The sequence below is a fragment of the Clostridiaceae bacterium HFYG-1003 genome (assembly GCA_024579835.1).
Classification (GTDB): domain Bacteria; phylum Bacillota; class Clostridia; order Clostridiales; family Clostridiaceae; genus JG1575.
The window spans coordinates 1,557,589-1,572,360 of sequence record CP102060.1 but is presented as its reverse complement, the minus strand read 5'-3'; the positions used below and the strand labels follow the sequence as shown (position 1 = coordinate 1,572,360).

Here is a 14,772-nt window from a genome sequence, read left to right as displayed (position 1 = left end):
GAGAGTTTGGGATCTGATCTTGAAGATTGAACAGGAATTTTGATTTAATTATAGGATGTCCCAAGGTTCTCTGCAATTCCCAAAGTGCCCTTCCATTCAGACAGCCCAGCGACTATGGGGACTCACTCTCAGAACAATCCGCTGATATTGGGCCTTCGGGCAGCCGACTTCGAACGACACCCTGTGCTACCGGGAAATTCACCACAGTAGATTTTTATGTCAAGAGTATGAGAATCGTCAAGCCACTGTCATTCACCTCGTTTTCACCAGCTCACTGGGCAGTTCCGCGCCTCAACGGAAGTGATGCGGCTGCTCCATTGTTCCGTTGCTTTTCCTGACAGATATTTCTTGTGAGGTTCTTTGATCGATTGTTGTATATGGACGGTCGTGTTAAAATTATCATTAATAATCATTCTTTCCTAATGATTCACAAGATACTTGCAAACCATTGATATCAGAGCATTCTGGTTGAGAAGAAATCAGATCCGATCTCCGGGCAGCGCTCAATTGCAAACTTACCTGCAGGGGGTTGAATCAGATCGAAGTCATTGGAATTCACCAGTGGATCGTCCGGCAGGTTCTGAGCAGAACTGGTTCAATGATTTTAATAGAATCCATCAGCCCAATGAATAACCAGGGGAGGGATCCGGAATGGTTAAGATCTCAAAAAGGCGAACGCTAAGCCTTCTGATCAGTCTGTTCGTATTGATTGCCGCCGGCGGCTGTTTTCTTCCGCCAAAACCATCCAATGATCAAATCAGACAGGCGATCCAATTATTCAATGACACTTCCTCTGACCCAATTGACCTTGATTACACCGTCATGGAAGTTCCGCAGCGGTTTTATGGTCAGGCTGCCGCTGTCATGTGGACCCCGAACCGGGTGATCCAGAGAAATTATCGTATTCGATATGATAAGAGGCGGGGACAGTTTGAAGTAGAAAGTTATATCACGCTGAAGCTGGATGAAACCGGAACGTATCGACAGATGGGGGAGTCGGATGCTGATTGACGGTTGATCTCAGGCTGACGGATTAATGGGCAAAGGGGCCTTTCGGGAGCGAATCATGCCGACTAAGGATTCAGTGCTCTGCTTAAGACTAGCCTGGTGAACATTCTCTTCTCAGACATACCCCTGCATCAGCAGGCCAGGATCCATCAGATCCTTGACTTTGAATCCAAAGAGGTCTCTTTTCCCTTGAACAGTGGGGAACCGCAAGCCCGGCAGAATTCAGCCCTTGCGTCATTCTGGGCAGCACAAGATGCACAATAGAGATACAGATCCCGGCGTTTGTCATATTTTTCTAAAAAGCGCAGATCAGCCCGTTGATGGTTCTTGACCCGATCCCCGGGCAGGATGCTTTGGAACAGGATGGGATCGGAGATTGAATGGCAAATGGTCTCTCCGCTGTCCAGCGCAATGATCAGCGCCATGGACTGTCGCTTGTATTTTCCGCCTGGATCCCCTTGTTTTCTGATCACGGTGCCAATCCACTGCTGACTGTATCGACGAGTGCCTTGGACCGCATAGAATGCAATAAACAAAAATAGAATCAACAGCATGCCCAGGACCAGGAGACCTTCCTGATCCAACTGCAAATCCCCGCTGGCAATCAACATGGCAGCAATACCATTGAAGAGCAAGAAGGTGAAGAAACTGATATAGATGCGGCGGCTCCTCTGATATTTTGCCAGTCTTGAATCATTTGCCGCTTCGGACCAACCGATGCCGCCAGCCCCGGCCTGCGGCTCTTCCCCAAAGGGAAATTCTGCCGCGATGTCGAAACCGCATAAGCTGCAGGCCGTCTGACTGCGGGAGAGCCTTGACCCGCACCGGCTGCAGTAAAAGATCTTATCAAAAGCCATTAGTGTACACCTGCCTGATGAGATTTCTGAATGAATTCATTATAACCAAACCGAACCTTATTAAAAAGCAGTGATTGCTTAAGAATTTTCTGAGAAATGAGGAGTTGCGGGTAATCAGATGTCATCAGCTGTTGATGACTGAATCAAGATTGAGAATGAAAACATAGAAAAACATATGCCGACGGCATGGGAGGTTGACACATGTACTGTGAGAAATGCGGAAAAGAACGAATCGATGATGCCAGGTTCTGCGAACAATGCGGAACGCAGTTTCTCCCTGAGGAGATAACAGATCCGGGTGAACAGGGACTGGATGCAGAAAAAAAACCAACCCTTCGAGATTTACCGGCTGAAGGGGCAGAACCTGACAGCGAACACGCTGAGAATGAAACAGCAGACTGCTCATCCCACCAAGAAAAATCGATTATTGACAAAGTAGATGCTTCGCAGGACGGCGTCGAGGAAATGCAATGGATCTATGAATATTCCTTTTGGAAGAATCCGACGATCCTTATTACCACTGCCAAAGTGATGCTGCTGGGGCTTCTGGCACCGACGCTTCTGATGTTCCTGCTGACTCTTGAAGAAGGTCTGGGTGAAGCTTTGCAGGTTACGGGCACGATTCTGAGCTATGGCTTACTATTGCTGGCGGGTCTTTTAGCGCTGGGGTATGTGCTCGTGGGAGTGATTTATGGAAAGTATATTGTACTGTTTAAAATGAATAGTCAGGGAATCGATCACATCCAGCTTCAAAAACAGGTCAAGCGAGCACAGGCTTTAGGGCTCCTGACTGCACTTGCCGGAATGGCCAGCGGCAATCTCTCAGCAGCCGGAGCGGGACTGTTAGCGGCTTCGCGGCATAACCTCCATACCAGGTTCAATAAAATAAAGTCGATAAAGGCCGTTCGGTCTCGCAATACGATTTTTCTCAATGAAGCCCTGACCAAAAATCAGATTTATCCGGAACAAGGTGAGTTTGATCAGGTGCTTGATTTCATCATCAAACATGCCCCGAAAAATGTACGGATCAGCGGCCGGTAATTTAGCAGGACATGCGTAAAAGTTCGACTCAAACAGGAAAAATGCAAGACAGCCAGTTTTTCCATCCGACCGAAGAGCCGATCTTCAGGCCTATGTTCGCTTTCCCTCCATGGGAATGTCATGGATTTCGCTGGACGAATTATGAAACCTCCATGCCTTCTGATTCAGGTCGTCATTTGTCAGATTCCGGTGATCCCGGAACTACCGGCATCCATATGATTGCTGATGGGATGCAGACATAATGCAGGATCCTCAGGACCACTTGTAAAGAATAAAAGTTGTTGCTCATCTCCACATCGGAGTGAGCAACAACTTTTTCATTAAGGCATTGGTTCAAAGTGTTGTATTTGACATAAGCTACTTCAACTTCTGACTGGTCTGAAAGAAATCAGCCCACTCCTGAATGGTAGCAGTGTATTCCTGCCAGTTGCGGATCGTCACGGTGGCGGGATCAAATTGATCCAGATCAGCCCATCCGATGGGCCAGGAAATGGGGGCTCCCTTGCGGGCGCGAAGTGAAAAGATACTAACCGAAGTGGCACTGCGTCCGTTGCGAACCCAGTCCACATAGATTCTGTCTTTGCGTTTGTCTTTTCGCATATTGGCTGTATACCGATCGGGCCACCTTGCCTCCATTCCTTGTGCCATCAGTTTGGCAAAAGCTCGAACAGCTTCCCAGTCAGCGGAAGGAACCAAAGGAATGACAATATGGTAGCCTTTTCCGCCGCTGGTTTTCAGATAAGCCTGAAGATTCATCTCATCCAGCAGTGTTTTCAGATCTCGAACGCCTTGTCGAACCTTCTCCGCTCCCAGGCCTTCCGCCGGATCCAGATCAAACACCAGCCAGTCCGGTTGTTCCAAGTGGTCCAGTTGCGAACCCCAGCCATGAAATTCCAGCGCACCCATCTGGACTGCGCCCATCAGGCTGGTCGTGTCGTTCATGATCATGACCTGGGTTTCGTCCCCGTCATTATCCGGTACAGTGACGGTATCCATCCCCGGGATCGGGTGAGTCTGATGCTTTTGAAAGAAGCAATCTTCGCCAATCTGCTTGGGACAGCGGATCAAAGTCATGGGGCGGCTGATCAGATAGGGCAGGATATATTCCCTGACGGACCAGTAATAGTCGGCAACATCCTGTTTGGTAATCTGATCCTCTGGAAACAGGACCTTATCCGGCGAGGATAATGTGACGCCGTCATACTCAACTGAATCACTATTTCGGGAAGCTGATGCACTGCCTGCTGCAGCAGTGTCTTTATTCTTTGGTCTTGAAGCCCTCAGGGATTCTTTGGATTGAGACTTGTGAGAGGAGTCTTTGGACTGAGACACGTCAGAGGATTCCCTGGATCCGAGTGGATTTTTCGGAGCAGATGAGCTGACCGGTCTGCTTTTGGTTTTTCTCTTAGAAGGAGGTTCTGGTAAATCACGTTCCATCACCGGTTCACTCACCGTCTCTTCAGGCGTTACCTGACTTGCCGCTTTATCAAGCCGCAGCCCCTTATAGGAAGCCTGACGGAGCAGACCATCATCGGTCAACTCTGCAAACTGGATGTCAGCGACCAGTTCGGGCTTCAGGAAATAAAAATATTCACCCGTTCGAGATTCCGGCGTGTTGGTGAACGGCGATGTTTTCCGCTGCAGACGGCGAAATTGAGCCAGGAGTTCCTGAGTGTTTTTCTGATGAAAGCCCGTTCCGGCACGACCGCTGTATATGAGCTGGTCCTTCTGGTAATAGCCCAGCAGAAGGGAAGAAATCCCGGAAGTGTTTTTGTCAGATACTGTATAGCCACCGATGACAAATTCACGTCGATTGGTACATTTGACCTTGAGCCAGTCCATGCTTCGGGTTCCTCGATAAAGGGAGGCTTTCTTCTTGGAAATTATGCCTTCCAGTGCTTCATCACAGGCTTGACCAAACACTTTGGATCCACCCTCCGTGTGATAACTGTAGTGAATTCCCTCCGGCGCGTTTTTCAGGAGTGTTTCCAGTCGGCTTTTCCTTTCTAGAAGGGGAATCCCGCGCAAATCCTCACTGCCCTGAGCTAACAGATCAAATACCACGTAATCCAGTGACTTGCTTCCAGGAGTCTTGAAGTAGGACTGCAGGGCCTGGAAATCACTTTTTCCTTTTGAATCAAAGACCACCAGCTCACCATCCAGAATCAGATTGTCCGGCGCCCACCCTGCCAGTGCTTCGGTAAGCTCCGGAGCTTTCTTCGACCAGTCCAGGCCATTGCGAGTGAGCAGGCGGGCGGTTCTGTTTTCGATCACCGCCAGAATGCGATACCCGTCGAATTTCAGTTCATGAATCCACTCTGACCCTTGAGGCACTTTCTTTGTCAAAACAGCCAGCATCGGTTTCACTTCATGAAACGGCAGGGAATGAAGGGGAGTTTGTTCGGATATTTCTCTGTCCATTTCCTTGTCCTTGTCTATCTCCATGTCCTTGCTCTGGTCTTTCTGATCGGAAGCCTTGGCGTCATTCGAGGTTGTCGAGTCTGATGCTGCTTTCAGCTTCGCTGACTTATGATTCTTTGTAACCTCTTTTTCGGTAGTGGTCTGCTTCTCGTTGGATCTCGCGGCGGATGCCGTTTTTTCTTTTGATGTCTTGTTATCATTCGTCGATTTTTTCTTTTTAGGTGCAGCTGACTGATCAGCTTTCGATTTTGTCTTGGTGCTGTCTTTTGGCTGTTTTGCCTCCGGTTTTGGATTTTTCCCGGTTCCCTCTGCCGACAAACCTTTTGTCGCAGGAGAGGGAGTGACAGACGGATCCTGGGCGGCGATTTCCTCAAGAGTTCGGCCGGATCTGACTGAGGTAAGGAGGGAGGTAACTCCGTCTTCTGTTTGAACGTAGCTGTCCTTCTCTTTGATTAACAGCCAGTTTTTATCTTCTTCACCAGCCCTGGGTTTCATCCGAATCAGCGTCCACCGACCTTTGAGTCGATTGCCTTCCAGGGTAAATTTCAAGGATCCCTTTTGCAGGTCATCCATTGGATTTCCTTCCGGAATCCAGTATCCTTCATCAAAGAGCTGAACGGTTCCGCCGCCATACTCGCCTTCGGGAATGGTCCCTTCAAAATGGCGGTATTCCAACGGATGATCTTCCACCATGACAGCCAGCCGCTTGTCCCTGGGATTATAGCTGGGTCCCTTAGGGACTGCCCAGGACCAGAGCACACCATCATATTCCAGCCGAAAATCGTAATGAAGCCTGCTGGCGTCATGTCGCTGGACAACAAATCGCAAGGTACTGTCGGTAGAAGCCTTTTTTCCTTCCGGTTCACTGGTTCGGGCAAAATCCCGTTTTCGATTGTATTCTTCCAATTTCGCCATTAGGATGACTTCCTTTTCCGGGGAGCGGCTTTTTCATCGGACTTGCCTGAGGATTTGGAGGTCTTCGATTTATCCACCGGAGCAGCCTTGTCGGCTGGATCGCTCCGTTTCCGGGATTTTGTTTCGATGCTTTTCTTCAGCAGGTCCATAATGTCCACCACCTTGGAGGGGGTGACTTCTTCTTCCTCGGGTTCCTCCGGCAGGTCTTTGCCTTTCAGTTTTGCCTTGGCTTCAATCCGCTTCATCAGGGCAGATGTGTATTCATCCTGGAATTCCTCCGGATTCCAGGAGGCAGTCAGCCCATCAATCAGCGAGATTGCCAGATCCATTTCCTTATCGGTTATTTTTTCGCTCTCCGGAAGATTCAAGGTTTCCGTAGTCCGGATTTCGTCAGAATAACGCAGCAGGTTTAAAACCAGAGCATCACCAACGGGCAGTATTGCTCCCATACTCTGCTTGGTGCGAATCGTTACCCGTCCGATGGCGACTTTGCCGGATTCCTTCATGGCATCGCGCAGCAGACTGTAAGGTTTCTCGCCGCCTTTGACAGGAGCCACATAATACGGCTTTTCCAGATACATGGGATTCAGCTCTTTGGCCTCAATGAACTGTTCAATTTCAATGGTTTTGCTGGCCTTGGGGTCAGCTTTTTCGAAATCCTCATCGGTGACGACCACATAGCTGCCATCCTCAAATTCGTACATTTTGACGATATTTTCCCAGGGTACTTCTTTCCCTGTTTCTGCATTGATTCGTTGATATTTGATTCGGGCGTGGTCCCGCTGGTCAATCATATTGAAATTCAGCTCTGTCCGTTCTTCCGCGCTAAGCAGCTGGACAGGAATATTTACCAGTCCAAAGGAAATGGCGCCTTTCCAGATTGGCTTCATACTGATTCCTCCTGTTCATGAAAATCTAAGATCAGTTTACAAGGTGGTGATGTCCCAGCTCTGAACACGATGTAAATCTTTCATTATCATGAATAATCTCCGGTGAATTCATCGCGTCCACCAGCAGATCTCCACTTGGACACCGGACGGGACCTCCGTCCATGAACAAAGGCAGTCAGAAATCCACAGAAGATTACTGACTGCCTTTATTCAGTTCGTCTGCTGGATTCGGGACAGCTGACATCAAAGCGGTATCGGCTTGAACTCGCCTGGAACCAGGACGTTCGGATCAAATCGGGTCTCTATTCCAACGCTTCTTCCATCGGACCTTCCGCAGGGTCGGGAAGCTGCATCACGACTGCCAGTTCCTGTTCGGACAGAACGGGGCCAGACAGCACTCGACCTCTGGGCACGTACATTGCGTCTTTGATCTCCGTAAAGTGACCGGATGCATCCGTCTTCAACCGCACGATGATGTGATCAAACTCCAGATCCAGCTCATCCCATTCCGAGGGTTTGACAATGCGCACGTCCGCTGGATAGTTTTTTAAAACCATCAGATTGAGATCCTGGAGATTCTGGCGGGACAGTGAGGTGGTACTGGCGCCACCGTCAAAGTGAAATACCGACAATGGTTCGATGATGTGGCGGACCTGATCGATTGATAAATGGAGTTCTCCGTTCAATGGGATAATGAAGCGGTTATAGGCCGGGAGGTCTGTAAACACTGATTCTCGGGACTCCACAATGGCTGTACTGACGCGGTATAGGAAATTACGACGGCCATATTCTGCTCCGGGGGGATAAATCAGGATTTCCCGTGTTACTCCGCCGGACCAGGCTGTAGTTTTAAACTGTTCTGGTTTTAATACTTGGATTTCCATATTCATTCCTCCGAAATCTTGGGTTTGCTCGCGGATCAAGGGAATGTGCCCCATGATGACGGGACACTTGTAACTGCTGTGTCAGATCCTCCTCCAACGGCGGTTGAACCACTTGGCTGTAGTTCGGTTTACCCTTCCAGGCTTGAGATGAAGTTCACCAGGCGATCCGCAAACTGCTCTTCGTCTTCACCTTCGATATCCAGAACCAGGGCGGATCCTTTTCTCATTCCGAGTGACATAATTGAAATAATGCTTTTCAGGTTTCCCCTCTTGTTGTTGTGGGTGACGTCCACGGTGCCCTTGAAGCTTTTGACAAAATTGACTACGGCCGCGGCAGGGCGTGCATGAATTCCTGACTCATTCACAACGATAACTTCTCTTTGGACCAAAATGCTCCTCCTTGCTCGAACGCTTTATGTTAAATTCAGAATAAAGCAAAAGAAAATGAAGTTCAAGGATTTTCACTCCGATCCCAAAATTACCTGGACGGATCAAGGAATTGTGCCGAACGGTGCGGTTTCATGCACTTCTCAGACGTTGTCGGTATGCTATAATTAATCCATCCAATGAGCTTGCGTCCCTTGGCGGTTGCCGCACCGGTCGCAGTCCTTTATGAATCATACACTGGAACAGTCGAGCTTTCGAGCAATTGAGCTGTGAACAATGGAACGGCAATCCTTGGACAAGTAAATAAACAAAAGAAAAATGGAGGGGAATCTATGAAAATCATGAGTGCCGGCCCCACATCCATCGCGGAACGGGTGCAACAGGCCTTAGTGCGCGATTTTACCAATACGGATCTGGACCGGAATTACCCGGAAATTCAACATGAGGCTGAACGAAAGGTTTCCAGTCTGCTGAACACAAAAGCCGCCACCTTCCTGATGCTGGCTGAACCCATGGCCGGTCTTGATGGTGCGTGTGCGTCCTTTGTGGAACCTGGCAGCCGCGCCCTGTGTCTGGTCAATGGTCCGTTCTCACAATTTTTGGCCGATTTCGTCAAGCTATATGGGGGAGATCCGGTCTGCTGGAACCTGAATCAGAGGACTGGGGTTGACCTGGAAGAGCTGAAATCGTACCTCGAATCCGACCATGATTTCCAGCTTGCAACACTGGTTCATTGTGAAACGCCCACCGGTGTCAGTCAGGATATTCATGCCATCGGCGCCTTGTTAAGATCCTACGGAATTATGACGATTGTCGATTCCGTTTCCGGACTGGGCGGAGAAGCCATCGACTTTGATCGCTCCCAGATCGACTGTCTGATCAGCGGCTCCCAAAAGTGCCTGTCTGCGCCCGTTGGACTGACTACGATCACTTTATCAGAACGTGCCACGCAATTTCTGATCAACCGACAAAGCCCGGTCCGCACCTACTACACGAATTTTAGGACCTACCTTCTGGAAGAAGAATTTGAATTTCCCTATACTCAAAGCGGGAATCTGGTCTATGCCCTGAGTGAAGCCCTTGATATGACTCTGTCTCATGATTATGCCGCTCATCATGCCAGCTATGCTCAAAGAACCCGCCGGGCCATCGAGATGGCCGGTCTGGAGATCTTCGCCCAAAAGAACCGTTCGAACACCGTGACGGCAATTCTGCTGCCCGATGGAGTCGATGGAGACCGGATTTTGGATCGGATGCAGGATCACGGCTATATTTTATCTGGCGGTCTGAATCAGTGGCATGGTCATATTGTCCGAATTGCCCATATGGGCAATAATATTGCCGAAGAAAGTGAATTCATAAAAATGCTGGCGCAGCTTAGTGTCATACTCCGGGAGGAGGGAGTCTCTTTATCCATCGATCTGGATGAGGCATTCCGTCAATCCGGACAAGAGTTATAATCGCGGCTGCCCGTATCAATGCAAGAAAGGAAGAAACTGATGGTAAATCACCCCAATCAACTGTTCAAACGAAACAGGTTCTGGCTTTTGAGTCTGATGATGCTTCTGCTTCTGACCTCCTGTCAGAAAACCACCCAGTTCAGCTATGATCCGAAGGCGGATCCCATCCAGCAAGTGGAGCAAACCATGAACGATCTCAAGATCGACTATAATCCTCCGGTAGAACGAATGGTTGTCGTTGCTGCAGCCTTAAAGGATGGCGTTGGATTTCTCCAGGAACATCATCTCTATGATTTCTCGAACATTAACCTGCAAACCTCCCCCGGTGGTAAAATCATCATTTCTGTCCCGCAGGATCCAAGTCAGAAAGGTTCCTGGAAGCTGGTTAAGAATGTCAACCAGACATCGTCCCGGCCCTTTCTCCCGGAAGTATTCAAATCTCTGCCAGGTGTTCAGTATGATCGACTGAATTTTCTGCTTGAACCCACCTTGGACTCGGATACCACCTTTGTGTTCGAGGATGAAGTCGGCAACCGAAAAATGACCTTCCGGGTTAACATCAGCGGCCTGGACTAAAACGCTGAAGAAGGATCGGCTGAAGATGACGTACAATCATTCTTGAAAGCATACCCTGTATTCAACAGCCCCTGCTAATCAAATTATTTGATTTGCAGGGGCTTATTGGGTTCCTGCGCAAATGCAAAAGAGGGTAATTTCATGACCAGGCACTCTTCTTTCAGTGTTTCAATGGCATTTTCTTGAAGTGGATTTTGAAAGGCATCTTAAAAAAAGACATCTAAAGAAAGTCATCCGAAGGCGGATTCTGGGTTGAACTCTGAAGGAGTCTTCTGGCATGACATCTCTGGAAGTGGAGTCTGCTGAAGTGGAGTCTGCTGGTAGGAGTGACTGTTGAACCATTCGATTTAACCGTTTGAAACAACCGAAAGTATAAGGGAATGACCGATCTGCCCGACTTGATTATAAAAATATAGCTATATAGTTGACATAATAAAAGTGAAATGATAAAATAGTACAGTCAAGTATTCTGTTTTAATTTCATTGAATCTCCCGGGGAATAAGAAATTAAGATTTACTCTTCAACCCAGGATTTCGTGAATTTATATCCATGAGGGAAACAGACAGAATCAAAAATAATGTGTTCCATAGCTGAGATTTTTTGAAAAAAATCGTGAGAAGAAGGGAAGTGGTCATTTGAGTGTAATCGGAGCTAAATTGAAAGAGGTTCTCATGTCTGTAGCTCCCATCGTGGGAATTGTCCTGCTGCTGAATTTTACGTTAGTGCCCTTGGAAGGTGGCGTACTGATGCGGTTTTTAGTCGGCGCGGTGCTGATCATCCTGGGACTGACTATTTTTCTGTTTGGTGTGGATGTCGGAATTACTCCGATAGGCGAAAGACTAGGTTCCAGTCTGGCAAGATCAAATAAACTGTGGCTCCTGATTACAGGGGGACTGGTTCTCGGCTTTTTCATTTCCATTGCGGAGCCTGATCTGCATATTCTGGCGGATCAGGTGGACCTGGTTACGAGCGGAACCATCTCAAAACTATCAATACTCATTGTAGTATCCGTCGGAATCGCGGTGATGCTGACCTCTGGATTAGTTCGTATCGTCTATAACTTTCCATTGTACCGGCTGTTGACCGGTGTGTATGGGATTATTTTTGTTCTTGCCGTGTTCATGTCACCGGAATTTCTGGCCATTTCCTTTGATGCTTCCGGTGCAACCACGGGAGCTCTCACCGTTCCGTTCATGCTGGGTCTGGCATTGGGTGTTTCACGCCTGAAAAAAGACAGCAAAGCATCCGAAAAAGACAGCTTTGGACTCGTTGGGATAGCATCCACCGGTGCGATCTTGGGGGTCATGGTCATGAGTCTGCTGTTTCAGGTGCGCGAGGCATCCGGTGAAGTGGAGATCGGGACTTCTGTCAGTGGCCCGTTCTATGCAATCTTTCTTGAGAAACTGCCCCTGATTTCAAAAGAAATAGCCTTAGCCCTGGTGCCGGTTCTGCTTATTTTTGTCTTCATGCAGAAAGTATCCTTTCGGATGCACACTTCCGCCTTTCGTAAAATTCTGTTTGGCCTGGTGTTTACATTTATCGGACTGGTCCTGTTCATGCTCGGCGTAAACGGAGGCTTTATGGAAGTGGGGAGAGTCGCAGGATTCGCACTGGCTTCCCTCGATAACCGATTCTATATCATCGGAACCGCCTTTGTGCTTGGTATGGTAACAATCCTGGCGGAGCCTGCTGTCTATGTCCTGACGCATCAGATCGAAGAGGTAACCAGCGGATATGTCCGCCGCAACATCGTCATGGTAACATTAGCCATTGGCGTTGCGCTGGCAGTCGCTCTGTCGATTGTTCGGATCTTGATTCCCCAGGTGCAGCTGTGGCATTATTTACTTCCAGGTTATGTACTGTCGATCATCCTGTCCTATCTTTCGCCCAAGCTGTTCGTTGGCATTGCCTTCGACTCTGGGGGAGTCGCTTCCGGTCCCATGACGGCCACATTCATTCTGGCTTTTGCTCAGGGAGCCGCCCAGGCAGTGCCGGGAGCCAATGTCATGGTCGATGGATTCGGGCTGATTGCCATGGTGGCCATGACGCCCATTGTGGCACTTCAAATTTTGGGCATCATCTTTAAAATCAAGTCGAAGAAGGAGGCGGTGAATAATGCTTCATGATGTTCCGGGCTTGTGCACCGAACTGATGCACATTATTGTCAATGACGGAGAAGGGGAACGGATTCTCAAGTTAGCCCGCGGTCACGGCGTAAAAGGCGGTACCATTGCGCTTGGACGTGGTACTGCCAACAGTCGGATTCTTGATTTCATCGGCTGGGGTGATGTCCGCAAAGACATCGTCTACCTGGTAGCGGAAGAGGACCTGGCCAACAAAATTCTGGCTGAAATGGATGTCCATTTTCAGTTTCATAAACCAAACCACGGCATTGCGTTCACCACCACAGTATGCGAAGTCGTAGGAAGCAGGAATATTGCCTGTGACAGCAGAGAAGGAGATGAGCTTTTGGATTCAGCAAAGTATCATGTAATTAATGTCATCGTCGACAAAGGCAAAGCCGAGGATGTCATTGCGGCCGCGGAACAGGCCGGATCAAAAGGCGGAACCGTCATCAATGCAAGGGGTGCCGGCGTTCATGAAATCAGCCGGGTGTTCTCCATGGATATTGAACCCGAAAAAGAAGTGGTTCTGATTCTGTCAAGAGTCGAGAGGACGGATCAGATCGTGGATCATATCCGAAAGGAGCTGAAAATTGATGAGCCGGGCAATGGGATCATATTTCTGCAAACCGTAAACCGGGCATATGGTGTTCCTGAGGGAACAGAGGATTCGAACGTCCTCTGATCGCGAAGGACCTGACACAGCTAAAAGTCCTGATTGAAGGCAGGTTCTGACTCTTTTTCTTTGAAATGAGTTTCAGAAGTGAGAAATAACGAGGAAAAAGTGACTGACATGTTGTCAGTCACTTTTTTTGAGAAAATTTAAGCAAAGTCATTTTTGCCTGAGAACTATTCACGTTATAGAATAATTAAGACAGTGATACTTTTCAGACATTAATTCCGAACAGGAGGTGCAAATGCTATATTTTGAGAATCAAAGCAGAGATCCCTTCTTTAATCAGGCGCTGGAAGAGTATGTTTTTGAGCAGATAAAAGATGAAGTTCTGCTGCTTTGGCGTAATGAGCCCACGTTAGTCTGCGGAAGGTACCAGAATATATTTGCCGAAGTTGACATCCAGGAAGCACAGCGGCAGGGAGTACGGCTCGTCCGGCGCATGACCGGCGGCGGAACCGTCTTCCATGATCCGGGAAACATCAATTATGCCATCATCCGCAATCATCCCAATCAGATAATAACCTATGATGCTTTTCTGGAACCAATGATACATGTTTTACAATCCATGGGAGTCCCGGCCGAGCTGATTCCCGGGAACGGTCTGGGCATCGGCGGCAAAAAAATATCAGGAAGCGCTCAGCGCTGCTCCGGTCATCGGACGCTCCACCATGGAACGCTTCTCTATGATACGGATCTGAACCGGCTGGCCCGACTGGCCAATGGACACCGCAGATATTTTTCTTCCAGGGGAACGCCATCCGTCCCCTGGCTCGTGACCAATATTCAGAAGTACCTTGCTGGGGATCAACCCGTCGAAACGTTTCAAGAACAGCTGCTGACGGCTCTGAAACAGCATTTTTCAGTCACAGAAGCAGTCTTGATGCCGCAGGAGCAGAGGATCATTCAACAGCTGGCCAAAGAAAAGTATGAGAATTGGGAATGGACCTTTGGCCGGAATCCTGGTTATGGCTTTAGTCGGAACCTGCAAATTCAGGGACAAGATATCCTGGCAGAATATGAGGCGAAGAATGGCCGCATTGCGCGCTGGCAGTCGCCGGACCCTGACAGGCTGGCTCAGCGGCTGGAAGGAAGCAGGCTTCATCCGGCTGATTTGCTCAAAGCGTTGGACGGTACCGGATACGAGGAACTCGTCCCCTGGATGATCTGATTCGCAGAACCTTGACCGTTCTGCAATTCCGATCAGTCCGTTCGGATCCATGAGAAGGAATCTGACCAGGATTGTTCGATCAGTCGTGATGACACTCAAAAATACAACTCAAATTCACAGGAGGATTTCATGATGAAAAAGCAATTAACGATGCCCAGCTAAGACCTGAAATGACGAAAGGGGTTCTGGCTGCCTGGCTGAAAGAACCTGGGGAAGCCTTTGTCAAGGGAGAGCCGATTTTTGAGGTTGAGACCGATAAGGTTGTGAATCAGATTGAAGCTGATTGGGATGGGACAATGAAGTGTCAGCTGGTGGAAGAAGGCGATGAAGTTCAGGTGGGCGATATCCTGGCAGAGGTCGAGTAG

Annotated in this window: 14 protein-coding genes; 9 read left to right on the top strand and 5 right to left on the bottom strand. The window is 48.8% G+C overall.

The features are described from left to right. Nucleotides 1–651 precede the first annotated feature (651 nt). Nucleotides 652–1,011 (top strand): hypothetical protein, encoded by a 360-nt coding sequence (locus tag NQU17_07065; protein ID UUM13311.1) that lies wholly within the window; start codon nt 652–654, stop codon nt 1,009–1,011. A gap of 146 nt (nt 1,012–1,157) precedes the next feature. Here the strand turns inward: NQU17_07065 and NQU17_07060 are convergent, their stop codons facing one another. Beyond that, nucleotides 1,158–1,865, bottom strand: a complete 708-nt coding sequence (locus NQU17_07060; GenBank protein UUM13310.1) for a hypothetical protein — start codon at nt 1,863–1,865, stop codon at nt 1,158–1,160. Nucleotides 1,866–2,066: 201 nt separating this feature from the next. Here NQU17_07060 and NQU17_07055 point away from each other — a divergent pair, with 201 nt between their 5' ends. Both NQU17_07055 and NQU17_07050 read left to right on the top strand, forming a co-directional pair. Continuing rightward, nucleotides 2,067–2,906, top strand: a complete 840-nt coding sequence (locus tag NQU17_07055; protein UUM13309.1) for a zinc ribbon domain-containing protein — start codon at nt 2,067–2,069, stop codon at nt 2,904–2,906. Nucleotides 2,907–2,917: 11 nt separating this feature from the next. After that, a complete protein-coding gene (locus tag NQU17_07050) occupies nt 2,918–3,148 on the top strand; it encodes a hypothetical protein (protein UUM13308.1) in 231 nt (76 codons plus the stop codon). A gap of 115 nt (nt 3,149–3,263) precedes the next feature. Here the strand turns inward: NQU17_07050 and ligD are convergent, their stop codons facing one another. The 4 genes from ligD to NQU17_07030 form a co-directional block, all read right to left on the bottom strand. Continuing rightward, nucleotides 3,264–6,242 carry a DNA ligase D gene (ligD, locus tag NQU17_07045; GenBank protein UUM13307.1) on the bottom strand — a complete coding sequence of 993 codons (2,979 nt, stop codon included), beginning with the start codon at nt 6,240–6,242 and terminating at the stop codon, nt 3,264–3,266. Further along, entirely contained in the window at nt 6,242–7,132 is an 891-nt protein-coding gene (locus NQU17_07040) for a Ku protein (GenBank protein UUM13306.1), read from the bottom strand. Before NQU17_07040 ends, ligD begins: the two co-directional genes overlap by 1 nt. A gap of 302 nt (nt 7,133–7,434) precedes the next feature. Beyond that, entirely contained in the window at nt 7,435–8,016 is a 582-nt protein-coding gene (locus NQU17_07035; protein ID UUM13305.1) for a HutD family protein, read from the bottom strand. Nucleotides 8,017–8,144: 128 nt separating this feature from the next. Beyond that, nucleotides 8,145–8,405 carry an HPr family phosphocarrier protein gene (locus NQU17_07030; GenBank protein ID UUM13304.1) on the bottom strand — a complete coding sequence of 87 codons (261 nt, stop codon included), beginning with the start codon at nt 8,403–8,405 and terminating at the stop codon, nt 8,145–8,147. A gap of 330 nt (nt 8,406–8,735) precedes the next feature. Here NQU17_07030 and NQU17_07025 point away from each other — a divergent pair, with 330 nt between their 5' ends. The 6 genes from NQU17_07025 to NQU17_07000 all read left to right on the top strand — a co-directional run bounded on the left by NQU17_07025 (nt 8,736) and on the right by NQU17_07000 (nt 14,772). Then, entirely contained in the window at nt 8,736–9,863 is a 1,128-nt protein-coding gene (locus NQU17_07025; protein ID UUM13303.1) for an aminotransferase class V-fold PLP-dependent enzyme, read from the top strand. A gap of 39 nt (nt 9,864–9,902) precedes the next feature. Then, a complete protein-coding gene (locus NQU17_07020; protein ID UUM13302.1) occupies nt 9,903–10,439 on the top strand; it encodes a hypothetical protein in 537 nt (178 codons plus the stop codon). 636 nt (nt 10,440–11,075) lie between these two features. Continuing rightward, nucleotides 11,076–12,566 carry a DUF1538 domain-containing protein gene (locus NQU17_07015; protein ID UUM13301.1) on the top strand — a complete coding sequence of 497 codons (1,491 nt, stop codon included), beginning with the start codon at nt 11,076–11,078 and terminating at the stop codon, nt 12,564–12,566. After that, nucleotides 12,556–13,248 carry a P-II family nitrogen regulator gene (locus tag NQU17_07010; GenBank protein UUM13300.1) on the top strand — a complete coding sequence of 231 codons (693 nt, stop codon included), beginning with the start codon at nt 12,556–12,558 and terminating at the stop codon, nt 13,246–13,248. Before NQU17_07015 ends, NQU17_07010 begins: the two co-directional genes overlap by 11 nt. Before the next feature lie 232 nt (nt 13,249–13,480). Beyond that, nucleotides 13,481–14,407 (top strand): lipoate--protein ligase, encoded by a 927-nt coding sequence (locus tag NQU17_07005; protein UUM13299.1) that lies wholly within the window; start codon nt 13,481–13,483, stop codon nt 14,405–14,407. A gap of 170 nt (nt 14,408–14,577) precedes the next feature. Next, nucleotides 14,578–14,772 (top strand): lipoyl domain-containing protein, encoded by a 195-nt coding sequence (locus NQU17_07000; protein ID UUM13298.1) that lies wholly within the window; start codon nt 14,578–14,580, stop codon nt 14,770–14,772.

Excerpts from the sequence above, each read along its gene's own strand:
- NQU17_07065 (UUM13311.1), top strand. The coding sequence starts at position 652 with ATGGTTAAGATCTCAAAAAGGCGAACGCTAAGCCTTCTGATCAGTCTG.
- NQU17_07060 (UUM13310.1), bottom strand. The coding sequence starts at position 1,865 with ATGGCTTTTGATAAGATCTTTTACTGCAGCCGGTGCGGGTCAAGGCTC.
- NQU17_07055 (UUM13309.1), top strand. The coding sequence starts at position 2,067 with ATGTACTGTGAGAAATGCGGAAAAGAACGAATCGATGATGCCAGGTTC.
- NQU17_07050 (UUM13308.1), top strand. The coding sequence starts at position 2,918 with ATGCGTAAAAGTTCGACTCAAACAGGAAAAATGCAAGACAGCCAGTTT.
- ligD (UUM13307.1), bottom strand. The coding sequence starts at position 6,242 with ATGGCGAAATTGGAAGAATACAATCGAAAACGGGATTTTGCCCGAACC.
- NQU17_07040 (UUM13306.1), bottom strand. The coding sequence starts at position 7,132 with ATGAAGCCAATCTGGAAAGGCGCCATTTCCTTTGGACTGGTAAATATT.
- NQU17_07035 (UUM13305.1), bottom strand. The coding sequence starts at position 8,016 with ATGGAAATCCAAGTATTAAAACCAGAACAGTTTAAAACTACAGCCTGG.
- NQU17_07025 (UUM13303.1), top strand. The coding sequence starts at position 8,736 with ATGAAAATCATGAGTGCCGGCCCCACATCCATCGCGGAACGGGTGCAA.
- NQU17_07020 (UUM13302.1), top strand. The coding sequence starts at position 9,903 with ATGGTAAATCACCCCAATCAACTGTTCAAACGAAACAGGTTCTGGCTT.
- NQU17_07010 (UUM13300.1), top strand. The coding sequence starts at position 12,556 with ATGCTTCATGATGTTCCGGGCTTGTGCACCGAACTGATGCACATTATT.
- NQU17_07005 (UUM13299.1), top strand. The coding sequence starts at position 13,481 with ATGCTATATTTTGAGAATCAAAGCAGAGATCCCTTCTTTAATCAGGCG.
- NQU17_07000 (UUM13298.1), top strand. The coding sequence starts at position 14,578 with ATGACGAAAGGGGTTCTGGCTGCCTGGCTGAAAGAACCTGGGGAAGCC.